This is a genomic window from Halomonas sp. BN3-1 (assembly GCF_003056325.1).
GTDB classification, from domain to species: Bacteria; Pseudomonadota; Gammaproteobacteria; order Pseudomonadales; family Halomonadaceae; genus Halomonas; species Halomonas litopenaei.
Genome location: NZ_PYVV01000013.1, coordinates 84,856 through 108,139 on the forward strand (window position 1 = coordinate 84,856; position 23,284 = coordinate 108,139).

General features: G+C 63.7%; 18 protein-coding genes. 12 read left to right on the top strand and 6 right to left on the bottom strand.

Annotated features, from left to right (window positions below; all coding sequences use genetic code 11):
- The first annotated feature begins 123 nt into the window (after positions 1 to 123).
- Entirely contained in the window at positions 124 to 1,173 is a 1,050-nt protein-coding gene (locus C9F12_RS17220; RefSeq protein WP_108449677.1) for a MoxR family ATPase, read from the top strand.
- The gene (locus tag C9F12_RS17225) at positions 1,170 to 2,915 is read left to right on the top strand and encodes a cobalamin biosynthesis protein CobT (protein ID WP_205254721.1); all 1,746 of its coding nucleotides are present in this window, start codon (positions 1,170 to 1,172) and stop codon (positions 2,913 to 2,915) included. Before C9F12_RS17220 ends, C9F12_RS17225 begins: the two co-directional genes overlap by 4 nt.
- 207 nt (positions 2,916 to 3,122) lie before the next feature.
- Here the strand turns inward: C9F12_RS17225 and C9F12_RS17230 are convergent, their stop codons facing one another.
- Positions 3,123 to 4,403, bottom strand: a complete 1,281-nt coding sequence (locus C9F12_RS17230; RefSeq protein WP_108449678.1) for an FAD-dependent oxidoreductase — start codon at positions 4,401 to 4,403, stop codon at positions 3,123 to 3,125.
- Positions 4,404 to 4,591: 188 nt separating this feature from the next.
- Positions 4,592 to 6,004: a sodium:solute symporter family protein gene (locus tag C9F12_RS17235; protein ID WP_197037056.1), complete on the bottom strand. Its 1,413-nt coding sequence runs from the start codon at positions 6,002 to 6,004 to the stop codon at positions 4,592 to 4,594.
- A gap of 142 nt (positions 6,005 to 6,146) precedes the next feature.
- Between C9F12_RS17235 and C9F12_RS17240 the strand changes: the two genes are divergently transcribed.
- Positions 6,147 to 7,079, top strand: a complete 933-nt coding sequence (locus C9F12_RS17240) for a LysR family transcriptional regulator (protein ID WP_108449679.1) — start codon at positions 6,147 to 6,149, stop codon at positions 7,077 to 7,079.
- A 44-nt stretch (positions 7,080 to 7,123) separates the two neighbouring features.
- Here the strand turns inward: C9F12_RS17240 and C9F12_RS17245 are convergent, their stop codons facing one another.
- The 3 genes from C9F12_RS17245 to xsc all read right to left on the bottom strand — a co-directional run bounded on the left by C9F12_RS17245 (position 7,124) and on the right by xsc (position 10,950).
- Positions 7,124 to 7,912, bottom strand: a complete 789-nt coding sequence (locus C9F12_RS17245; protein WP_205254722.1) for a TSUP family transporter — start codon at positions 7,910 to 7,912, stop codon at positions 7,124 to 7,126.
- Positions 7,913 to 7,939: 27 nt separating this feature from the next.
- A complete protein-coding gene (gene pta, locus C9F12_RS17250; protein WP_108449680.1) occupies positions 7,940 to 8,947 on the bottom strand; it encodes a phosphate acetyltransferase in 1,008 nt (335 codons plus the stop codon).
- 182 nt (positions 8,948 to 9,129) lie between these two features.
- Positions 9,130 to 10,950 (bottom strand): sulfoacetaldehyde acetyltransferase, encoded by a 1,821-nt coding sequence (gene xsc / locus C9F12_RS17255; protein WP_045991934.1) that lies wholly within the window; start codon positions 10,948 to 10,950, stop codon positions 9,130 to 9,132.
- A 612-nt stretch (positions 10,951 to 11,562) separates the two neighbouring features.
- On the opposite strand from xsc, the gene C9F12_RS17260 reads away from it, so the two are divergent.
- The 8 genes from C9F12_RS17260 to C9F12_RS17290 all read left to right on the top strand — a co-directional run bounded on the left by C9F12_RS17260 (position 11,563) and on the right by C9F12_RS17290 (position 20,329).
- Complete coding sequence (locus C9F12_RS17260) at positions 11,563 to 13,113, top strand: tripartite tricarboxylate transporter permease (RefSeq protein ID WP_108449681.1); 1,551 nt, start codon at positions 11,563 to 11,565, stop codon at positions 13,111 to 13,113.
- Positions 13,100 to 13,546, top strand: coding sequence for a tripartite tricarboxylate transporter TctB family protein (locus tag C9F12_RS17265; protein ID WP_162816516.1), 447 nt, complete (start codon positions 13,100 to 13,102; stop codon positions 13,544 to 13,546). Before C9F12_RS17260 ends, C9F12_RS17265 begins: the two co-directional genes overlap by 14 nt.
- A gap of 13 nt (positions 13,547 to 13,559) precedes the next feature.
- Positions 13,560 to 14,537, top strand: coding sequence for a tripartite tricarboxylate transporter substrate binding protein (locus C9F12_RS17270; protein ID WP_108449683.1), 978 nt, complete (start codon positions 13,560 to 13,562; stop codon positions 14,535 to 14,537).
- 124 nt (positions 14,538 to 14,661) lie between these two features.
- Entirely contained in the window at positions 14,662 to 16,104 is a 1,443-nt protein-coding gene (locus C9F12_RS22825; RefSeq protein WP_205254723.1) for an aldehyde dehydrogenase family protein, read from the top strand.
- Positions 16,105 to 16,115: 11 nt separating this feature from the next.
- Positions 16,116 to 17,654 (top strand): AMP-binding protein, encoded by a 1,539-nt coding sequence (locus C9F12_RS22830; RefSeq protein WP_205254724.1) that lies wholly within the window; start codon positions 16,116 to 16,118, stop codon positions 17,652 to 17,654.
- A gap of 161 nt (positions 17,655 to 17,815) precedes the next feature.
- Complete coding sequence (locus C9F12_RS17280; RefSeq protein ID WP_045991929.1) at positions 17,816 to 18,298, top strand: universal stress protein; 483 nt, start codon at positions 17,816 to 17,818, stop codon at positions 18,296 to 18,298.
- A gap of 202 nt (positions 18,299 to 18,500) precedes the next feature.
- Positions 18,501 to 19,280: a GntR family transcriptional regulator gene (locus C9F12_RS17285; RefSeq protein WP_162197827.1), complete on the top strand. Its 780-nt coding sequence runs from the start codon at positions 18,501 to 18,503 to the stop codon at positions 19,278 to 19,280.
- Positions 19,281 to 19,507: 227 nt separating this feature from the next.
- Positions 19,508 to 20,329 carry an IclR family transcriptional regulator gene (locus C9F12_RS17290; RefSeq protein WP_045991928.1) on the top strand — a complete coding sequence of 274 codons (822 nt, stop codon included), beginning with the start codon at positions 19,508 to 19,510 and terminating at the stop codon, positions 20,327 to 20,329.
- 196 nt (positions 20,330 to 20,525) lie between these two features.
- On the opposite strand, the gene C9F12_RS17295 is transcribed toward C9F12_RS17290, so the two are convergent.
- Positions 20,526 to 21,476: a hypothetical protein gene (locus C9F12_RS17295; RefSeq protein ID WP_108449685.1), complete on the bottom strand. Its 951-nt coding sequence runs from the start codon at positions 21,474 to 21,476 to the stop codon at positions 20,526 to 20,528.
- A 463-nt stretch (positions 21,477 to 21,939) separates the two neighbouring features.
- Between C9F12_RS17295 and C9F12_RS17300 the strand changes: the two genes are divergently transcribed.
- Complete coding sequence (locus tag C9F12_RS17300) at positions 21,940 to 23,067, top strand: aminotransferase class V-fold PLP-dependent enzyme (protein WP_045991926.1); 1,128 nt, start codon at positions 21,940 to 21,942, stop codon at positions 23,065 to 23,067.
- Positions 23,068 to 23,284: the final 217 nt, after the last annotated feature.

Below are 23,284 nucleotides of genomic sequence, written 5' to 3' on the forward strand. Positions count from 1 at the left end.
AGGCCAATCGTCGCAGCGACACAACATCCACAAAATCTCATTTTTCGATACAATTTGCGTGATTTTTTAAAACAGGTCTATAGTGACGTCACACCTTTCCACCGCGTTTCAGGATTGACGACCATGGCCGACGCCTCACCCCTGCTCGACGACGCCCTCCCCGCCCAGCGTTGGCACAGCGCCCGGGAAATCTTCGGCATCGAATCCGACCTCCAAGTCCCGGTGTTCGAGACGCGCGACGACCATGTGCCGGCCATCGATGACGCCTATCGCTTCAATCCCGACGTGACCCTGGCGATCCTGGCCGGCTTCACCCGCAACCGCCGGGTGATGGTTCAGGGCCTGCACGGCACCGGCAAGTCGACCCATATCGAGCAGGTGGCCGCCCGCCTCAACTGGCCCTGCGTCAGGGTCAACCTGGACGGCCATATCAGCCGCCTCGACCTGGTCGGCAAGGACGCCATCGTCATTCGCGACGGGGTCCAGGTCACCGAGTTTCAGGAAGGCATCGTGCCCTGGTCGCTGCAGCGCCCGGTGGCGCTGATCTTCGACGAGTACGACGCCGGGCGTCCCGACGTGATGTTCGTAATCCAGCGCATTCTGGAGCGCGACGGCCAGTTCACCCTGGTCGACCAGAACCGGGTCATCAGCCCGCATCCGATGTTTCGTCTGTTCGCCACCGCCAATACCGTGGGGCTGGGCAACCAGGACGGCCTCTACCAGGGCACCCAACTGCTCAACCACGCCCAGGTGGACCGCTGGAACATCGTCGCCAAGCTCGACTACCTGCGCCGCGACGAGGAAGTGAAGATCGTGCTCGCCCGGGTGCCGAGCAAGGACAACGAACGTGGCCGACGCCACATCGACGCCATGGTGGCGGTGGCCGAACTGACCCGTAAGGGCTTCGCCAACGGCGACCTGTCGACGCTGATGTCGCCGCGTACCGTCATCACCTGGGCCGAGAACTGCGAGATCTTCCGCGACCCGGCGCTGGCCTTCCGGCTATCGTTTCTCAACAAGTGCGACGAGCACGAACGGCCCCTGGTCGCCGAGTTCTACCAGCGCTGCTTCGATGCCGAACTCAGCGAATCCGTGGCCAGTGTGCTGTCAGACGACGATTCACAGGCCAGCGATTCACTGGACAAGAAAGAAGACGCCGGGGAGGCGCCATGAGCGCAGCGGGCGAGGCGGCGCTGGCGCTCGCCCGCCAGCGCCGCCAGCAGTACCTGGAGGAGCTGGAGGCCGCCGTGCTGCGCGCCCATACCGGTGAGCACGACTGGTTCTACGCCGGTCGCAGGCTCTACCGAGGGGCGTCCCGGGTGGCCCTGCGCGCGCCTCACCTCAAGCTTGCCGAGGACTGCCTGTCACTCGCCGACTATCGCGCCGTCAGCGACGCCCTGGCATTGCGCCAGCGCTTCAGCGACGACCGGCTGCACCAGCGCCTGCGCCCCGAGGAACCCGAGCCGCGACTGATCTACGACTGGCTCGAGCAGTGTCGGGTCGAGGCCCTGCTGGACGGGCCTGCCCCAGGCATGGCGCGCAACCTGAAGGCACGCTTCGAGCGCTGGTCGCTGGACTATCACCACGCCCAGCTCACCGAGAGCGCGCTGGGCCTGTTGCTGTTCTGCGTGATCCAGATCAGCCGGTCACGGCTGATGGCGGCGCCCATGCTCGAGGAATTCGAGGACTTGCTGGAAGCGACCCGCGCCAATATCGTACCGGCGCTGGGCCACGCCCTGGCGGGACTGCGGCGCGAGCGCCACGACCAGCAAGGATTCCAGCGTCACGCCCGCGATATCACCGACTGGATCGGTGCCCAGCTCGAAGGCTACGAGCCCCAGGGCGAGCGCGAGGACGAAGCCAAGGACCCACGCCGGGCGCTGGCACTGCTGCTCGACAGCGAGGACGAGCTCGACGACGAGGTGCCCCTGGCCGCCACCGGCCAGAGCCGCACCCTGGCCGACGGCGCCCATCGTTATCGCGCCTTCACCACCGCCTACGACAGCGAGCGCGAGGCCGACAGCCTGGTGCGTCAGGCCCAGTTGGAAGAGTATCGGGCGCGCCTGGACGAGCGCCTGCACGCCCAGAAGGTCAATGTGCGTCGTCTGGCCCGTCAGTTTCGCCGCCACCTGTCGGTGGCCGATCGCGATGGCTGGCAGGACGGCGAGGAAAGCGGCGTCATCGACGGCCGCCGGCTGTCCCAGATCGTCTCCTCCCCTCAGGAGCGGCGCGTCTTTCGGCGCGAGCGCTACCGTCCGGTCAGCGACGCCCAGGTGACCCTGCTGATCGACTGCTCCGGCTCGATGAAGGCCCACGGCGAGTCCATCGCCATGCTGGTCGAGCTGTTGACCCGGGCGCTGGACATGGCCGGCGTCGACAGCGAGGTGCTGGGCTTCACCACCGCCGCCTGGAACGGCGGCCGAGCCCAGCGCGACTGGCTCAAGGCCGGGCGTCCCGCCGCGCCGGGACGGCTTAACGAGGCCCGTCATCTGATCTTCAAGGACGCCCAGCAGCCGTGGCGACGCGCGCGGAAGCGCTTCGCCGCCCTGCTCAAGGCCGACCTGTACAAGGAAGGGATAGACGGTGAAGCGGTCGAGTGGGCCTGCCAGCGCCTGATGGCGGCAGACGTCAATCGCCGCCTGCTGGTGGTGATCTCCGACGGCAGCCCCTCGGACAGCGCCACCAACCTGGCCAACGACCGCCACTACCTCGACAACCACCTGCGCTCGGTGGTCGCGACCTTCGGCGGTGGCAACGGCCGTCGCCCCGGCCCCATCGATATCATCGGCCTCGGCGTCGGCCTGGACCTGAGTCCCTACTACGCCCGCCACCGGGTCATCGCCCTGGACCAGACCCTCGACAACGCCCTGCTCGACGAAGTGGTGGAGCTGATGCTGTCGAGGCGTCGTTACTAGGGCTTGTCTGAAAAGTGCCTACGCTCGGCAATACGGCGTTAAAAATCGGATCAACATGCTCATTTACACCCCGTAAACTGCGCTGTCTCACCGATTTTTGCCTTGTCTAACCTTCGCTCGCCGACTTTTCGGACTGAGCCTAGCGCTCGTCTATCAGTGCTGATCTCAAAGTGCTCGTCTAGAATTGCTCGTCTAGAATCGACTTTGCTAAAACCGTGCGGGGGACAGGCTAGCGACGTAGTCAGGCAAGGCTTCGCCGTGGATCATGGCCGCGATCAATTCGCCGGTGTGGGCGGACTGGGTCAGCCCAAGGTGGCCGTGGCCGTAGGCCACAAAGAGCCCTTCTCTGCCCGTCACCTGCCCCACTACCGGCAGGCCGTCCGGTGTCGAATGGCGCACGCCCATCCAGCGCTCCGCCAGGCTCAGGGGCCGTCCGAACAGCGCTTCCCCCCAGCCCTTGAGCCTTTCCCAGCGGCGCTCGTCGGCGGCGCGGTCAGGAGCGGTAAACTCGGTGGTGCCGGCCAGGCGAACGCCGCCATGCATGGGGGTGGCATAGAAGTGGCGGGCCAGCCAGCCCACCGGGCGCGACAGCGAAAGCGGCGTTTCAAGCCGCACGTGGTAGCCGCGCTCGCTCACCACCGGCAGCGACACACCGAGCGACTTGAGCAAGGCATCATTGGCGATGCCCGCGCACAGCACGACCTGGTCGGCCTGGTACTCACGGGGCTTGCCATTCTCGCCATTCTCGCCGTTCTCACCATTCTCGCCGTCCTCACCGATCAGGCGCCAGCCCCCCGCGGCCAGCGGCACCAGCCTCTTGATGCGGGTACCATGCTGCACCACGCCCTCGCCTTCCAGGCGCTGCCACAGGGCTCGGCTCACCGCCAGGGAATCCTTGAGGTGGCGCGTCTCGGGGAAGTACAGGCCGCCGACGAGATCCGCGGGATGGATCGCGGGTTCCAGATCGCGCACCTCCTGCGCCGTAAGCGCCTCACAGGCCACCCCATCGGCCCGCTTGGCACGGGCCGACGCCTCCAGGGTCGCGGCCAGGGGGTCGCCTTGGCGGGCGAGTTGCAGACAGCCGGTGTCGGCGTACAGATCCGGCGCCTCGAGCGACTCCAGCAACGCGTGCTGAGCCTTGACCGCATCCTGAATCAGCGCCACCAGATCCGACTTGTGGCGGGCAAAACGCGACGGCGTCGCCGCCTTGAGAAAGCGCGGACCAAAGCCCGCCAGGCGGGCCAGATAGCGAGGGTCAACCGACAGCGAGGCGTCACGCCGACACAGCTCTCCAGGGAGTTGCCTCAAGGTATCGATACTGGCCATGGGCGAGGTGGCGTAGTTGGCGATCAGGCCGGCATTGCCGAAGGAGGTGCCCTCTCCCGGCGGGCCCGGGTCAAAAAGCTGTACCCGGTGGCCACGTCCCGCCAGCGAACGCGCCACGGCCAGCCCGACGATGCCGGCACCCACGACGGCGATGGTATTCATGCACTGTCTCCTGTTGGACGAGGGCGGCCGGCCCGTCTATGGGGCCAGCCGCGTCTTGTGGGCGATATCGTGGGTTCAGTTGTCGCGGTAGAAGCGCCAGGAGGCGATACCCACCCCCACCGCGGTAAGGATGCTGACGGCACTGACGGTATACAGAGCAAGAGCGTACAGAGTCATGGGAATCTCCTTCACTGAGCCTTGGCGGCGACAGGGGCGTCGGGGACCGAGCGGAACAGCCGGTAGACCAGTACAAACACCAGCACATTGGCGATGACGCCGGCGATCAGCGCGGTCAGACCGGTCGCCGCCTGCAGGTCGAAGGGCCCCCACTTCCACAGGATGGTCACCAGGGCGCCGGCGAGCATGGCGGCGACCGCCGAGCGGGTGCAGCGCAGATCGAACAGCACCGCGAACACGAAGGGCAGCAGAATGGTCGGCGCCCACAGCGCGTAGCTGAGCAGCAGCGCATCGATGATCGAGGTGGCGTAGAGGGCGAAGACCACCGCACCGAGGCCAATCAGCAGGTTGACCAGTCGCTCGATCCACAGCCGCTTCTTCTCGCTGACGTCAGGCTCGATAAAGGGCTTGTAGATGTCACCGACGAAGATCACCGCCGCCGAGTTGAGGTAGGAGTCGGCGGTGGACATCACCACGGCCAGGAGCGAGGCCAGCACCAATCCGGTGATGCCCACCGGCAGGGCGTCGCGGATCAGGGTCGGCATCGCCTGGTCGGGCGAGATGGTCGGATAGAGCACCAGCGCGACCAGCCCGATGGTGGCGCTGACCAGATAGAACAGGAAGCCGAAGCCGCCGGCCACCGAATAGCCGATGCGGGCGTGGCGCGAGTCAGGGGCCGACAGGGCGCGCTGGGTGTAGGGCGGCACCAGGGTCTCGCCGAGCAGAAAGGCGATGAAGATCGACAGGAACATGCCCACCGAATAGTCGCCCATCAGGCTGAAGTGGCCCTCGGGCAACCGCTCCACCAGCGCCTGGGGGCCGCCCAGATCATGGATGCCGATCAGCATGGTCACCGGCAGGAACACCGCCAGCATCAGAAACTGCACCACGTCGGTCTGGATCACCGCCCACATGCCACCCACGGTGGAATACAACAGCACCACCGCCATGCCGATCAGGATGCCGGTGGAGACCTCGATACCGAGGATGGCGTGGAACACGGTGCCTACCGCCAGGGCCTGGGCGCCGAGGATGCCGATGCAGAACACCAGCGAGAAGATGCCGGTGAACAGTCGCGCGCTGGCACCGAAGTGCTGCGCCATGATGTCGCCTACGGTCTGGGCGTTGACGTAGCGCTTGAGCCGGGGGGCGATGAACAGACCCGCCAGTACCGTGGCCAGGGGAAAGGCCGAGGCGGCGACCATGAAGGCGTAGCCTTCGTCGAAGGACTTGCCGGCACGCCCCATGGAGGCGCCGCCGCCGAGGAAGGAAGCCGCCAGGGTGGCGAACAGCACCGGCCAGATGATCTTGTTGCCGGCCACCGCAAAGTCCGCGCTGCCGGACACTTTCTTGGCGCTGCGATAGCCGATGTAGATCAGTATCGCGAAATACAGAAGCAGACCGCCGAGGTCGATGGGATTCATGGAACTACCCTCGTTATGGTTGTTGGGGGTGGTGTCAGCATCGACCGCCATTGCCATAAAGACAACTTTGAGATAACTATGAAATCATAAATACAATTTAGAGGCGCTCGCTCACTTCCTGAGGGCGCCCGGAGGGACGCCCATGAAGGTTCGTCACCAGCTTCGCCAGCTCCAGATATTTCGCGAGGTTGTGCACACCGGCAGCCTGTCGAAGGCCGCCCGTCGTCTGGAGCTCAGCCAGCCGGCGGTCAGTTCGGCCATCGCCAATCTCGAGCAGGAGGTGGGGTTCTTGCTGTTTCGCCGCAACAACTACGGCACCGAGCTGACCCCCGAGGCCCACTATCTGATGGAGGGGGTCGACAAGGTACTGGCGTCGGTGTCACATCTGGACGAACTCGCCGATGGCCTGCGCCAGGGCCGCGCGGGCAAGCTGATCCTGGGCTGCATGCCGGGGCTCTCGCCCACCGCCATGCCCGGGATCATGGCCGAGTACCTGGCCGACTATCCCGATACCCGGCTGTCGTTGCAGACCTTCAGCTCGCGCAAGATCCGGGACTGGGTGGCCGAGGGCCAGTTCGATGTCGGCGTGATTGAACGCCAGGATGACCTTAACGACCTCGATGCCCGCCACCTGTCCCTGCGCATGCACCTGGCGGTACCGCGCCACAGCCCGCTGGCGGGCCTTGCTCAGGTAGAGGCGGCGGATCTTGACGGCAAGGCTCTGGTGACCCTGGACGAGCACCACCAGAGCACACTCAAGTTGAAGCAGGCGCTCAGACAGGCCAGCGCCGACTGGCAGATCGCCGCCGAAACCCACCTGTTCCCTTCCGCCATCAGCCTGGTCAATGCCGGCATCGGCCATGCCCTGGTGGACCCGGTCTCGGCCTGGAGCTTTCTGATGCGTCGCGACTGCGCCGTAGCGATCCTACCCTTCGTTCCCGCCATCGACCTCGATATCGCCGTGATCACCTCGCGCTTTCACGCTCTATCCAGGCAAGGTCAGCACTTTCTGCCCTATCTCGAGGCGGGGCTCGAACGCTGGCGCGAACGGGCCCTGTCACCGATTACGCTGTGAATCGTACAAGGGTAAACGGCCGACCTTCGCTCCCTGCTTCGGCCTCACGCCCTGGTCCACAGCGCCAGGCTGCCGTCGAGCATCAGCCCCACGCCGATCACCATCAGCGTCAGCATGGCCACTCGTCTCAACAGCACGGCGCTGCAGGGCGGCGGATAGCGGCGTCCGGCCCAGGTGGCCAGCGCCACCGCCGGCAGGGTCCACAACGCCAACAGCCAGACCTGGGCGTCGAGCCCGCCGGCGGCGCCGACATACAGGGTGCGCACCCCCGAGGTCATGGCGAAGCAGGCGATCAGCAACAGCCGGATGGTCTCGGTGGGCAGCGGCTGGCGATAGCAGTGGTAGATGACCGGCGGCCCCGGCATGCCGAACATCCCGGCCAGAAGGCCGGTCATGACGCCATTCGCGGCGAAGCCTGCCGAGGACGATACGGCCGCGCGTGGGCGCGGCCGCAGGCCCACGCTGAGCCCGCCGTAGAACACCAGCGCCCCCAGCATCAGCATCAACAGCGCCTCGGCGCTGACGCTCAGCCAGTTCAGCGCCCACACCCCGAGGCCGATGGACGGCACGATGCCGAGCCCCAGCGCCAGCAGATGACGCCGGTCCAGATGATGCAGCTTGCCCGGCAGGGCCACGGCGCTGTTGACCAGGGTCACCAGACTGACCACCGCCACCAGGGTGGCGACGCTGACCAGCTCGAAGCCACTGGCCACGCCGATGATGATCATGCCGATACCGAACCCGGACACCGTGTGCAGGTAGCCTGCCAGAACGGTGATCAGTATCACCGCCAAAAGGCCAGACAGCTCCATTCCCTCGGGTACCAGTGTCATCTTCCCTCCCGGCCGGCCAGATGAATGTTACGCCACCGACAGGCGCTGGGCCTGGACCGTGGTGACGGCGATCACGTTGACGATATCCTCTTCGCTGCAGCCCCGCGAGAGGTCATTGGCAGGCCGCGCCAGGCCCTGCAGCAGCGGACCGATAGCCTCGGCGCCGCCGATCCGCTCGGCCAGCTTGTAGCCGATATTGCCAGCCTCAAGGTCCGGGAAGATCAGCACATTGGCGTTGCCCTTGACCCTGGAGTCCGGCAGCTTGCGCTCGGCGATCTCGGCGACGATGGCGGCGTCGAGCTGCACGTCCTCGTCGATGGCCAGGCCCGGGCGCGCGTTCTTGACCTTGCGCGCCGCCTCCACGACCTTGTCCACCGAGGCGTGATGAGCGCTGCCGCTGGTGGAGAACGACAGCATCGCCACCCGTGCCGGTTCGTCGAGCAGCGCCTCGGCGCTGTCGGCGGCGGCCATGGCGATCTGCGACAGCGCCTCGGCGTCGGGGTCCACCACCAGCCCGCAGTCAGAGAAGATCATGCCTCCCTTCAGGCTATGGAACTCCTTGCACAACATCATCAGAAAGAAGCTCGACACCAGGCTCGCCCCTGGCGCCTTGCCGATCAACTGGATCGCGGCGCGGACGACGTCGGCGGTGGTGTGCACCGCCCCGGCCACACAGCCGTCGGCCAGGCCGTCGCGGACCATCAGGTTGGCAAAGATCAGCGGCTCACGTACCCGCTGGGCGGCATCCTCGGCCGTCATGCCCCTGGGCCCGCGCAGTTCCAGAAGGAGCGTTGCCAGGCGATCAGTGTGCTCGGAGTCGGCGGGATCGATCAGCTCGATCGCGCCAAGCTCGAGCCCTTCGGCCTCGGCCCGGGCGTCGATCGCCTGACGATCCCCCACCAGCAAGATGCGGGCATAGCCGGCCTGGCTTGCCGCCAGTCCTGCCTTGAGCACCCGCGCATCGTCGCCCTCGCACAGCACGATACGTCTGGGGTCCTGGCGGGCCATGTCGCGTATATGATTGAGCGCTTTCATCGGAACAGCTCTCCCGGGGTCATTGTTATCGGAGACTCCGCCCATCCCTTCACTCGGCCTGGGCTCTTTGTAACCCTCTGGCGAATGAAAAAAGCCCTGGCACCAGGCCAGGGCAATGTCGTCATACCGGACGAGAGAGTCTTGCGTGGCGAGTCAGACAGGGGAGTCCTTCGCCGCCGGTATCAGACGTAGTCCTGGTACTTCTCCAAGAGACGCACCGGCTTCTTCAGGGCGTCACGGCGGAAGGGGTCGCCCAGTTCGCGGGTACACATGATCTCGATGATGCAGGTCTTGCCTTCGTTCATCTGCATGTCCACCGCCTTCTTCAGCGCCGGGCCCACGTCTTCCAGACGGTCCACGGTGATGCCCTCGGCACCCATGGCGCGGCCGATCTCGGCGAAGCTCTCGTTGTCGAGCTCGCCGGCCACGAAGCGGCGATTGTAGAAGTCGACCTGGTTCTTCTTCTCGGCGCCCCACTGGCGGTTGTGGAACACCACCGCGGTGACCGGGATGCCATGACGCACGGCGGTCATGGTCTCCATCAGGCTCATGCCCCAGGCACCGTCACCGGCGTAGGCGATGGCCGGACGATGCGGCGCGGCGGTCTTGGCACCGATGATGGTCGGCAAGGCGTAACCACAGTTGCCGAAGCTCATCGGGGCGAAGAAGCTGCGCGGCTTCTCGAAGCGCAGGTAGCTGTGGGCCACCGAGTTGATGTTGCCGATATCGGTGGAGACCATCACGTCTTCCGGCATGGCCTTCTCGAGTTCGCGCAGCACCTGACGCGGGTGCAGGTACTCGCCGCCGGAGAACGGCTTTTCGTCCTTGGCTTCCTCGATGGCGTCGAGGCTGAACGGATCACGCTCGTGGGTCCACTCGTCGAGTTCCTTCTCCCAGGCGTCCTTCTCGGCCTTGATCTTGGCAAGACGCTCGTCCTTGGAGGCGTCGCAGGCCAGGTCGCGACCCTCGAGGCGCTGGCTCAGCTCGACCGCGGCGGCCTTGGCGTCGCCGCAGATGCCGACAGAGATCTTCTTCACCAGACCGAGCATCTTGTGGTCGGCATCCACCTGGATGATCTTGGCGTCCTTCGGCCAGTAGTCCATGCCGTGCTGCGGCAGGGTACCGAAGGGCCCGAGACGGGTGCCGAGCGCCAGCACCACGTCGGCCTGGGAGATCAGCTTCATGCCGGCCTTGGAGCCCTGGTAGCCCAGCGGACCACACCACTGCGGATGGCTGGCGGGGAAGGAGTCATTGTGCTGGTAGCTGTTGACCACCGGCGCGCCGAGGCGCTCGGCCAGGGCCTTGCACTCTTCCACCGCGTCGGCCATGACCACGCCACCACCGGAAACGATCACCGGGAACTTGGCCTCGGCCAGCAGGGCCGCCGCCTCGTCCAGTGACTGAGCGCCACCGGGGCCGCGGTCGATGCGACGCGGCTCGGGAATCTCGGCCTCGATCTCGCCGTAGAAGTAGTCACGCGGAATGTTCAACTGGGTCGGACCGATCTCCGACATGGCCCGCTCGAAGCAGCGACCGGTGTACTCGGCCATGCGCGCCGGGTGGGTGACGTGGCCCTGATACTTGGTGAACTCCTGGAACATCGGCAGCTGGTTGCACTCCTGGAAGCCGCCCAGGCCGATACCGGTGGTGCCGGTTTCCGGGGTGATCATCACCACCGGGCTGTGGGCCCAGTAGGCCGCCGCGATGCCGGTCACGCAGTTGGAGATGCCGGGGCCATTCTGGCCGATGACCACACCATGGCGGCCGGAAACACGGGCATAGCCGTCGGCCATGTGGGCCGCGCCCTGCTCGTGCACCACCGGAATCAGACGAATGCCGGCGGGGGCAAAGATGTCCATGGCGTCCATGAAGGCCGAGCCCATGATGCCGAACATGTCGGTGACGTCATTGGCGACGAGGGTTTCGACGAAGGCCTCGGAGGGCGTCATCTTCTGCTTACCCTTCACGACCTGGCGCTTGTTGGTGTTGTCGTTGTGACTCATGGGGCTCCTCCAGGGAACAAAAGCGGATGCTGGCGGCGTCGGCCATCAGGGCCTCGGGCCTTGTCTTGGCTTGAGCAGCTCCGGATCGGTCGCCTCAAGCTTTTCGATACCATAAGTTCCGATTTACGAAACTTGATCCAAAGGTAGCGGCCGATTCGTGCCCGGTCAAGACGAATTTCATTATTTGATACGTTACGGTTCGTTTTTTATAAAAACAGACCGTCGTCGTGCCACCCTGTTTGCTCCGCCAAGCCCCTGCAGCGCCTCCCGCCGCTCGCCCGCCCCTCCATCCGCGCCCCTTGCACCCTTGCCTGCAGGATCGATCACGCGCCTTTTGCCGAACACCCGCACCCGCTGAAAGGCCCGCCATTGCTGCATTGCAGCGGCATTTCGGAGGGAAAAATACGTTGACAGCCCCGCGGGAGACTTCTAGACATACAACTCATGTATATCTGTTAAATGACTTAATCCAGACCCTCTACACGCTCACCAACCTTGATGCGACCGCCATCAAGCCCGTGAAAGAAAGCACGCCAAAGGCAAACGCGCTTATCCCAACTGAATGACAACGACAACAGACGCCCGCCCCTGTGGCGTCACGGGAGGCTCAAGGTGGAACTACTGCATTACCTTCCGCAGGTTCTCAGCGGCTGGAACCTGCTTATCCTGATCGGCGGCACGATCGTCGGATTGATTCTGGGGGCGACGCCGGGGCTCAGTCCGACGATGGCGGTGGCGCTACTGATCCCCTTCACCTTCAAGATGGACGCTACCTCGGGGCTGATCCTGCTCGGCGTTCTGTATACCTCGACGGTCGCCGGCGGCGCGGTCAGCGCCATCCTGATCAACATCCCCGGGGCGCCCGCCAACATTGCAACGATGCTGGATGGCCACCCCATGGCCAAGGCCGGCAAGGCGACCCAGGCGCTGTACTACTGCTTTATCAGCTCCGCCGTCGGGGGCGTGCTGGGGGTCCTGGTGCTGATCTTCCTGACCCCTTACCTGGTCAATGTGGCGCTGAAGTTTGGCCCCCCGGAGCTGTTCTGGACGGCCATCCTCGGCATCACCGTCATCGGCTCTCTGGGCAGCGCCTCGGTACTCAAGGGCTTGCTCGGCGGCGCGATCGGCGTCTGGATCTCGCTGATCGGCTTCAACCCGGTGACCGGCACCGAACGCTTCGTCTTCAGCGAGCACCTGCAGGGCGGCATCACCATCATCCCGGCCCTGATCGGCCTGTTTGCGATACCCCAGGTGCTGCAGATGGTAGAGGGCGCCAAGGGTGCCAACGGCGGCGAACGCTTCGACATGGCACCCACCTCCGTGATCAAGGCGATCATCTTCAACCTGAAGAAGGTCAAGGCGCTGGTGATCGGCAGCCTGTCCGGCATCATCGTCGGCATCATTCCCGGCGCCGGTGGCCAGATTGCCGGGCTGATTGCCTACGACCAGTGCAAGAAATTCAGTCACAACAAGGACAATTTCGGCAAGGGCGAGCCGGAGGGCATCATCGCTGCAGAAAGTGCCAACAACGCCATGGTCGGGGCGTCACTGGTGCCCATGCTGTCGCTTGGCATACCGGGCAGCCCCACCGCCGCGGTGCTGCTCGGCGGCCTGTTGATTCAAGGCCTCTTTCCCGGACCAGACCTGTTCACCCAGCATGCCTCGGTCGCCTGGACCTTCATGGGAGCACTGCTGATCAGCCAGATTCTGCTGGTGGTGTGTGGGCTGTGGATCAGCGGGATCGGCAAGTACGTCATTCGGATTCCTCGCCACATCATGGCGGCGGCGGTGACCACGCTGGCCATCTTCGGCACCTACAGCGTCCAGAACAGCTTCTCCGACGTCATCATCATGATGTCCATGGGCTCCCTGATGTACTTCGGCATGCAGTACGGCTTCACCCCCGGGCCCATCGTACTCGGCATCATTCTCGGCCCTATTGCCGAAACCAACTTCCTGCAGAGTCAGATGCTGGCCCAGGCCGGCGACGGCATGCTGCGTTACATGTTCGGTGGCTGGCTCAATATCCTGCTGGTCTCGCTGTGCCTGCTGTCGGTGGCCTACAGCCTCTACGCCAGTTGGCAGGCCCGCAAGACCCGCCAGCATGCGACGCCCGATCATCGAGTCCAGGTACATCCGGAGGCCAACCATGATGCTCACTAAACCGCGTCAGGTGGCCCTCGGCGCACTGATCATTGCACTTGGCCTGGTAGCCGCCTCCTGGGCAGGTGGGGCATACGGCTACAGCTTTCCCCGAGTGGTGTCACTGATCGTACTGACTCTGGCAGTCGTGCTGCTCGCGGTGGAAATCCTGGCCCCAGGCCAGGCCGAGGAAGGCGCCATCTCCATCCCCTGGGGCAGCATCATCCCGGCGCTTGCCATCTTTTTCCTGCTGCTGCTCGCACTACGAATTCTCGGCTTCTACGTCACCACCCTGGTGGGGTTCGTCGTCATCAGTAGCGTCTATATGCCCGGGATTTCCTCGAGCCGAAAGATCCTTCTCAACATCGTCATCGGTACCGGCTTTCTGGCGGTGCTCTTCGGCGTATTCACTGCCCTGTTAAAGGTGCAGTTTCCCAAAGGCCTACTTCTGTAGAAGGCATAAAACAATGACTATTCACGCCACCTCAGTAAAGCGTCAAACAGCGTCAACCCTCGCGGTCTGTCTGTTGCTTGCTCCCCTCCCCAGCCTGGCGGACTTCCCGGAAAAGCCCTTGAATCTGACGGTCGCCTATTCGGCTGGTGGTGCGACAGACTTCCAGGCCAGGATCGTCACCTCGAAGGGCGATGAGTACCTCGGGCAGCCGGTCACGGTGATCAACCGCCCGGGTGCAGGCGGACAGATCGGCTGGAATCAGTTTGTCAGTACCGGCGCCACCGATGGCTACGATATTGCGGCCTATAACGTGCCGCACTTCATCGCTCAGTCGATCATGTACGACACCGATTACAGCATCGAGAACCTGCAGCCCATTGCAAACTGGGGCGCAGACCCTGCCGTACTCATCGTCGGCAAGGACAGTGAGTTCGATTCCATCGATGACGTGGTGGAGTACGCCAGAGCCAATCCTGGAAAGTTGACGGTCTCGGGCGCCGGGCTCTACGTCGGACACCATATTGCTGCCCTTCAGCTTCAGCAAAGCGCCGAGGTGACCCTGAAGTACCTTCCTACCTCAGGAGGAGTGGACGCCCTCAGGTTTGTTGTCGGTGGTCAGGTGATGGCGGGATTCAACAACTTGTCCGACGCCTTCCGCAACCAGGACCGCATCAAGATCCTCGGCATTGCCGATCTCGAAAGAAGCGACGATTTCCTGCCGGATGTGCCCACCTTTATCGAGGCGGGATACGACGTCGACGACACCAGCCTCAACCTCAGGGGGATCATGGTTCCCAGAGGGGTCGACGCGGAAACGGTCGACTACCTCTCTTCGAACTTCATCGACATGTTCCAGGACGAGGGAATCGCCGAGCAGATGAAAGAAGGCGGATCGACCCTTCGTGTCATGGAAGCGTCCGACCTCGAGGCGCTGTGGAAACAACAGCAAGCGTACCTGACTGAACTCTTCGCTCAGCTCGAGACACCGTGACCTCTGCGGATTTCAGGCCAACGGCAACGAAAGCAAGGGTAGCGACGCGTGGAACTCAGGCCTCATTCCCCTGCACCGCCGGGAGCCGCCCTTGCTTACCCCATCGACACGTCGAGGTAGCAACATGAACACCAACCATAAGCATTCTTCTGACGACAATAGCGCCTACCGGCTGGTAGCCCCCATTGTCGAACGAGCCCGAGAAGCCCAGCGACGGTTCGAGCAATACGACCAGCAGCAAGTCGATGAAGTCGTGCTGGCCGCCGCCTGGGCGTTGATGGAGCCCACGCGAAATGAGGAGCTGTCACAACTCGCGGTGGCCACCACCGGGCTTGGCAAGGTTTCCGACAAGATCGCCAAGAACCACCGCAAGACCCTTGGATTGCTGGCCAACCTCGAGGGCAAGCGCACCGTGGGTATCGTCTCCGAAGACCCGAGCACAGGTATCGTCGAGATATCCCGCCCGATCGGCGTGGTCGGCGCCGTGGTGCCTTCCACCAACCCCGCGGCTACGCCCACCAACAAGACGATCAACGCACTCAAGGGTCGCAACGCCATCGTGCTGGCTCCCTCGCCCAAGGGCTACGCCGTGTGCGAACGGCTGGTGAACTACATGCAGGACGAGCTCGCCCGTATCGGAGCCCCCCGGGATCTGGTGCAACTGCTACCGGACCCGGTGACCAAGGCGAGCACCCATGCCTTGATGCAACTGGTCGACCTGATCGTCGTCACCGGCTCCCAGAACAATGTGCGCTCCGCCTATTCCAGTGGCACCCCGGCCATCGGCGTCGGGGCAGGCAATGTCCCGGTCATCATCGATGAAAGCGCCAATATCGCAGATGCCGCGCGCAAGATTCTTGCCTCCAAGACCTTCGACAATGCGACCAGCTGCAGCTCGGAGAACAGCCTGGTCATCCTCGACAGCGTTTACGACAGCATGGTCTCGGCACTGCGAGACCACGCGGCGGTACTGCTGACCGAACAGGAAAAGCGGATTCTCGAAGGTCGCATGTGGACGGATGGCAACCTCAGTCGTGACGTGATCGCCCGGGATGCCGGCAGTATCGCCAGCACCGTGGGGCTCGATCGTCCGGCGTGTCTCGACGCCTCGATCCTGCTGGTGGAAGAAAGCGGCATCGGGGCGGACTACCCCTTTTCGGGCGAAAAGCTGTCACCGGTGCTGACCCTCTACCGGGCCAGAGACTTCGAGGATGCCTTTGCGATCACCAGGGAACTGCTCGAATACCAGGGCAAGGGGCACTCCTGCGGTATCCACAGCACCACCGATGAGCACATCGAGAAGCTGGGACTGGAGATGCCGGTCTGCCGGGTGATCGTCAATCAGGCCCACGCCTTCGGCAATGGTGGCAACTTCGACAACGCCCTTCCGTTTTCCTTGTCGATGGGCTGCGGTAGCTGGGGCAAGAACAGCATTTCCGACAACATGAACTACCGCCACTACCTCAACACGACCCGCATCGTGCGAACCATCGAGGCCTCTCCCCCTCTGCCCCAGGATCTGTTTTCCGGTTTTTTCGACAAGCACGGCATCGCCAATCCCTTCTAGAGGCCGGCCAGATGATGACCATTCAAGACACCATCAAGCATCAGTGTGAACGCCAACCCGCCACTGATTTCCTGATCTGTCCCGACACTGGCGAGACGGTCTCGATGTCCCGACTCCAGGAGCGCGTCGAGTGGGTGCATGGCCTTCTTCAGGCGCGCGGCTGCCAGCCCGGCGACCATGTGGCCATGCTGATGGACAACGGACTGTGGACCGCCTCACTGCTGCTGGCGATCATGGCCAGTGGTCGTGTCGCGGTCTCCTTGAACGCCATCGCAGGGGAGGCCCAGTTGCGCTACGTGCTGGAGCACTGTGATGCCACCACTGTCATCGTATCGCCCCACTACGAGCAGCGCCTTGATGGCCTGCTCGACGGGAGCGAGAAGGAAATTCTGGTCGCCTGTCCTCGCAACGGGCCGCGGCAGCAAGAGCGTATCGCGTCTTCGCCCTTGCCCGTGGTAGCGCCCGACGACACGGCATTGTTGATGTATACCTCGGGCACAACAGGCAAGCCCAAGGGCGTCGTGCTGACCCACGCCAATCTGATCGCGGGGGGAAGGTGCACCATCGAGGCCCACTCGCTGTGCCAGAAGGATCGCGCCCTCTGCGTTCTGCCGCTTTACCATATCAACGCCCAGGTGGTCACCATCATGGCGCCACTGATCAGTGGCGGCAGTGTGGTGCTGCCGGAGAAGCTGAGTGTCTCGGCATTCTGGGACTGGCTGCTCGACAACCAGTGCACCTGGTTCAGTATCGTGCCGACGATTGTCGCCTACCTGCTGGAGCATGCCGAGAAGCCAGAGTCGAAGGACCTGCGCGAGGATCCGCGCATGCGTCAGGTGCGTTTCGGGCGATCTGCCTCTTCGGCACTGCCGGCGGAGAGCCACCGCCGTTTCGAGACCACCTTCGGTGTCAGCCTGGTGGAAACCATGGGACTGACCGAAACCGCGGCCCAGATCCTGTCCAACCCCTTGCCCCCTTTCGAATCTCGCTACGGATCCCCCGGTATCGCCTACCGCAACGAGGTCAGTGTCTTCGACTCGACAGGACAGGTACTGCCCTGCCACCAGACCGGTGAAATCGTTGTCCGCGGCGACAACGTCATGAAGGAGTACTACAAGAATCCCGAGGCCACAGCAGACACCATCGATAACGAGGGTTGGCTGCACACCGGCGACCTTGGCTATCGCGATGAGGAAGGCTTCTTCTTCATCACGGGCCGCATCAAGGAGCTGATCATTAAGGGTGGCGAGAACATCGCCCCGCGCGAGATCGATGACGCCCTGCTGGCCCATGAGGCGGTGCTGGAGGCAGCCGCCTATCCCATGGAAAACCGGCACTACGGGCAGGTCGTAGAGGCCGTCGTGGTGCTCAAGGAAGGCCATCGGGCGACCCAGCAAGAACTTCTCGACTACTGTCGCGAGGAGGTCGGTGACTACAAGGCGCCTGAACATGTTCACATCGTGAAATGGCTGCCCAGAGGGCCCTCCGGCAAGGTCCAGCGCCTCAAGATTGCGGAGATGATCGACCATCTGCATCAAGCACCGGCCTAGCCTGGCGCCCGATGCCCTGGCCTGCGCTCGCGGTACCCAGGGTCCTGCCTGATCGATGTTTCGGCCGGGCCTGGCGCCGGCGAGCCCGGCCTTGGCGTCGAAGGTGCCTCGGCCACGTCGGCTCACCGCCTGCGCCATCCAACCTTTGTGAGGATGAAGCCATGAGCTTCCAGATATCCCGGCTGCTGTATGCCACTGACCTCAGCGCCCACAGCCCCGACGTCTTCCGCAAGGCCATCGGTATCGCCGAACGCTTCGGCGCCGCGGTCCACCTGCTGCACGTCATCGAAGATCCGGCACTGTTGAAAGACAGCCTGGCCAGCCGCTATACCGCCGTTTCCCCGCTGGACAACTATCGCGAACGAGCGACCCGGCAGGCCATCGACGAAATCAAGCGCCGCCTTGAAGACTTCGGCCACTCGACGCTGGCCTCGGAAGACAGCTACCACGCCTCTCTGAAGGAGATTCACGTCCGCATTGGCAAGCCATCCCGAATCATCCTGCAGGAGGCCGACAGAATCGATGCCGATTGCATCGTCATGGGAACACAGCGCCAGTCCGGGCTGGGTCATATGGTGCTTGGCTCGGTGGCGCGCAAGATCAGTCGTCGCACCCGCCGCCCGCTGTTTCTCTTTCCGGTCTGAGGCCAGGGGTCACACGGCCGGAAAGGTGTCTGCACAGGAGCCCCGTGATAGATTGATGAAATACCACTTAAGAATGAAACGGATGAATCAAGGTGTGAAAGAGGCGAGCGCCGTCACGCTGCTGCAGGGCAGCGGCGAGTCAGACAAGCGCCTGACCCGAGCAGCCTCCCCTTCCGACCTTGCCAGCAGCGGGATCTTGCGAATGACCAGTGAAAACGAATCTGATCGCCTTGGCCTCTTCTCCCCCGAGGTGATGGTGGCACAGCCGGGGAAACCGCTGTACCGACTGCTGCAGGACCATATTCGCGGCCTGATCGAACGGGGGGACCTGGCCCCGGGCGACCTCATTCCACCCGAATGGCAGCTCGCCGACCGGCTGCAGATCAGTCAGGGAACGGTCAAGAAGGCCATCTCCAATCTGGTCTGGGAAAAACTGCTGTTCCGCCATCAGGGCAAGGGCACCTATGTCTCGCGGACCGACTTCGAGGAAACCCTGTTTCGCTTTGTCAGCTACGGGGACGCCGACGGCAAGGACGTGCGTATCCACAAGACCACCACCGATCGCGCTATCCGCCAGGCTCCCGATGACGTATATACCCGCCTCGGCCTGAGCCAGACCAGTCCAGTCACCTATATCGAACGCCTGGGAGTGGTCGATGACGCCCCGACCCTGGTGGAGTACAGCTGGTGGCCAAGCGTACTGGTGCCGGGGCTGGAAGATTCCGAGCTTTATATTCCCGACTACTTCTATGCCTTGATCCTCGACCGATTCGGCATCCCCGTCGTCCGGGCCGACGAAACCCTGACCGCAGAAGCCGCCGATACCCACACCGCCGCCCTGCTGGACATCGCTCCCGGCACCCCGGTGGTGGTGCTCAAGCGGATGACCTACACCAGCCACGACCGTATCGTGGAAGTCCGTACCACCAAGGGAAGGGCCGACCGCTTCAGCTACCGTGCCGAAATCCGCTCGGACTTTTGACTCGGTGCAAGCTCAGACAGGGCAGCCTATGCCGGATACCGCGACAACCGGTTGGCCATGGCCGAGTCCTGGCTCATGGGTGCCTGTCCACTCACGTCCGCCGCCCGGTTCCCGACGCCGACGTGCTTCAGTCAGAGACGACAGTGATCTCGGCGAATTCCGTTTTCCGATACACATTGATTAATTTTTAGATACGTATAGGCTTGTAGTATCGAGGAGACCCCGCCATGAGCACAGCAAGCTTTGACACCCGGATCATCGAGGGCGACACCCCGGCCCAGCGCCTGCTGGCGCTGCTCGAGGTGATCGCGGAGAAGGACCAGTACTTCACCCTGCAGAGCCTGGTGGACGAGACCGGCCTGCCCAAGCCGACGCTGCACCGGATGCTGCAGCAGCTCGAGAACTCCGGCATGCTGCAGCGCGAAGCGGACAACCGCCACTACAGCAAGGGCAGCCGCCTGCGCCGGCTGGCCGAGACCCTGCTGCTCAACGACACCGTTCAGGGCGCACGTCACGGCGTGTTGGCTGAGCTGGTCCGCGAGGTCGGGGAAAGCTGCAACATCACTGCCCTGTCCGGCAGCGAGGTGCTCTATCTGGACCGCGTCGAGACGTCGGCTCCGCTGCGCTTCTATCTACACCCCGGCTCCCGGGTGCCTGCCCATTGCTCCGCCAGCGGCAAGCTGTTTCTGGCGCAGATGAGCGCCTCCCAGCGCCGTCGGCTGCTCGCCGATGCCACCCTGGAGGCCTTCACCCGAAACACGCTTACCGACATCGACGCTCTGGAAGCGGAGATCGAGCAGGTCAAGCGCGACGGCTACGCCTTCGACGACGAGGAATTCCTACCGGGGCTTCTGTGCATCGCGGTGCTGGCCCCCAACCCCACCGGGGTCTCCAACGTCGGCCTGGCGATCCAGGCACCGGTGATGCGCATGGATAAACAGCGCGCACTGGACTGCCTGCCGGCGCTGGAGCGCGCCGCCGCCGCCATCGCGCGGATCAACCAGGGCGCCCTGCCCGAGCCCATCGCAGAATCCGAAACCTCTGCCTGACGCCCTAGCCGCAGCAACCCCGCATGGCCGGAACCCTCACCAAACCAGACGCCAAACAGCAAGGCGCCACCACCGCGACAACGGTGATGGCGCCGAGATGGTTCGACGAGTCGCTCGCTTGATCGCCGACCCTGTTGCCCTGCCCCCCCCCCCTCCTGCAACGAAAGCAACGAGCGCTGCGCAGATGACACAGGCCTCAGTTGTAGAAGAAGCTGACGCAGCGCACGAAGCTGCTGCCTCCCGCGGTCACACAGCGATGTCGTATCCAGCGGTCTCGCTTGGATAGCCCCTCATACCGGGTCCACTGCCAGTAGCCTGAAGGCAGGTGAAAGGTATGTAGATGCTTCCAGTTGCCAAAGACATTCTTGTAGTAGTGCAGGGTGGCCGCCGGCCCATGGCAGGCAGTGGTGACACCAAGAGAGTTGCGACGCTTGCGGTCAGAGGTCCAGCGATCCCGGAAGGAATAGTGGGCCTCCGGGTCGCACCACCACCAGGTGTTGCTCGGGAAGGAGACGGTCTCGCAGTTGTGGTTGCGAAACAGATGATAACCATCGCCCGGGACACAGTATTGCTGGCCTGGTCCGCCTCCTGCTGAGGACCCTGCCCTGGCAGTGTCCGGCGTTATGCCCAACTCGTCCAGATCCACCTCGATGGGTTCTTCCAACCGCTCCACGGTGCGATTCTTGAACGCCTTGCGGTCGATGTCGGGATTCAGCTCGAGCAGCATCTTCGGGATGGGCACCTCCTGCGGGGCGAGCATAAGGTAGTGATCCAGCGCGGACTTGCCAACTTCGCTTGCAAAGGTTCGCGGGGTCGCACGATCGCTCACGCCCAACTCCCGCATACCTACCTGGGCCTCCTTGTCGTCGCCTCTAAGCCCGACGAATTCGACGCGGTTGCCGTTGCTGAGATCGAAACGGGCCAGCGGCATGGGCTCCGCAGGACCGCTGACCAGCGGCGCCCCATCCGGCCCCAGTCCCACCGCGGCCAGGTCATCTGGCCTGTCCAGCTCTGCCGGTTCGGCCAGTGTTTGCTGATATCGTGCCGCCAGTTCCTGTGCCAATTGCGGGTTTCGCGCCAGCAGCACGTCGAGCTGCTCAGGCGTCAGTCCAGCGGCCTGACACGTACATGATGATGGTTCGTTCATGATCGACGTCCTCCACCTGGGAAGATCGTGCTCCGCCGGCCGGACCTCCCGGCGTCACCGACGGCGTTAGACGAAACACGCTGCGACGCCTTATTGGCAGCGGTCTTCTCAGCATGGTCAAAGTTTGCTTTGCCAGCCATCGGTCATGCCGCGCTGCTTCAGCTACTGAGATGACATCTACGCGAAATGGCTGATAAGTCTCATGAAAATCCTTATTGGCGGGTTAGTCCGTTTTTTACTCGAATCAGTACAAAAACACATATCACGACGGACTCGGATGTAACGACAGTCACACAAGGAAAATGACCGCGCCACGCGCGAGCCGCCGTCCTCTGGCCGCCACCGCCCTTTGACCTTATGCTGTAGAGAATAATGAGCGCCGAGCCCTAGCCGCTCGGCGCCGTCGTCGCTGACGCAGTCCGCGTCTTCGGCTTGTTCAACGCCCACTGTAAGGATGCGCCTCATGCCTGGCTTGCTCCCGGACGTCGATCCCGATGGCCTGCTGGAATACTCCGTGGTCTATACCGACCGCGCCCTGAACCATATGTCGCAGAGCTTTCAAGGCGTAATGCGCGACATCTCCACCACCTTGAAGCAGGTGTACAACGCCCACAGCGCGGTCATCGTGCCCGGGAGCGGCACCTTCGGCATGGAGGCGGTAGCCCGCCAGTTCGCCCAGAACCGCAGCGCCCTGGTCATCCGCAATGGCTGGTTCAGCTACCGCTGGCACCAGATCCTCGAGATGGGCAAGATCCCGGCCGAACTGTGCGTGGAGAAGGCCCGACGTCAGCAGGACAGCGATCCGACCTCAGCGTTCGCCCCGCCCCCCATCGAGGAAGTCGAGCAGGCCATCGAGCGACTGCAGCCGGACATCGTCTTCGCCCCCCACGTAGAAACCTCGTCCGGCATGATCCTGCCGGACGACTACATCCGTCGCGTATCCGATGCGGTGCACGCCCACGGCGGCCTGATGGTGCTGGACTGCATCGCCTCGGGCACCGTCTGGGTGGACATGCAGGACACTGGCGTCGACCTGCTGATCAGCGCCCCCCAGAAGGGCTGGAGCGGCTCACCCTGCTGCGCCATGGTGATGCTCTCGGCCCAGGCGCGAGAGATCATCAAGGAAACCACCAGCACCAGCTTCGCCGCCGATCTCAAGAAGTGGCTCGAGATCATGGAGGCCTACGAGAATGGCGGCCACGCTTACCACGCGACCATGCCCACCGACAGCCTGCGCGAGCTACGCGAGATCATGCGCGAGACCGACGCCTACGGCTTCGACAAGGTGAAACAGGAACAGTGGGCCCTGGGCCAGGGAGTGCGCAGCCTGCTGGCCGAGTACGGCTTCAAGAGCGTCGCCGCCGAGGGTTACGAGGCGCCCGGTGTGGTGGTCTGCTACCACAACGACCCGGGGCTGGTCGGCAAGTTCGCCGCAGCCGGCGTCCAGGTCGCCGCCGGGGTCCCACTGATGTGCGATGAAGGCGACGATTTCCAGACCTTCCGCATTGGCCTGTTCGGCCTGGACAAGCTGCATCAGCCCGAGCGCAGCATCGACCACCTGCGCAAGGCGCTGGACAGTATCAAGGGGTAAACGGGCTGACACCCACCAGATCGGGCCGCACAGAAAGGCCCAGATAGAAAAAGGGGCGACGCATCAGCGTCGCCCCTCTTGTCTTACCCGTGTTGTCGGACTGAACGGCCAGGTCCTGCACGCCTCGAGTTTCAGTGCTCTCGGGTCATCCCCGTCGACTTGTCACTCTTTAGCCGACCTTTAATCGACCTTTAGTCGACCTCTTGTCACCCTCCAG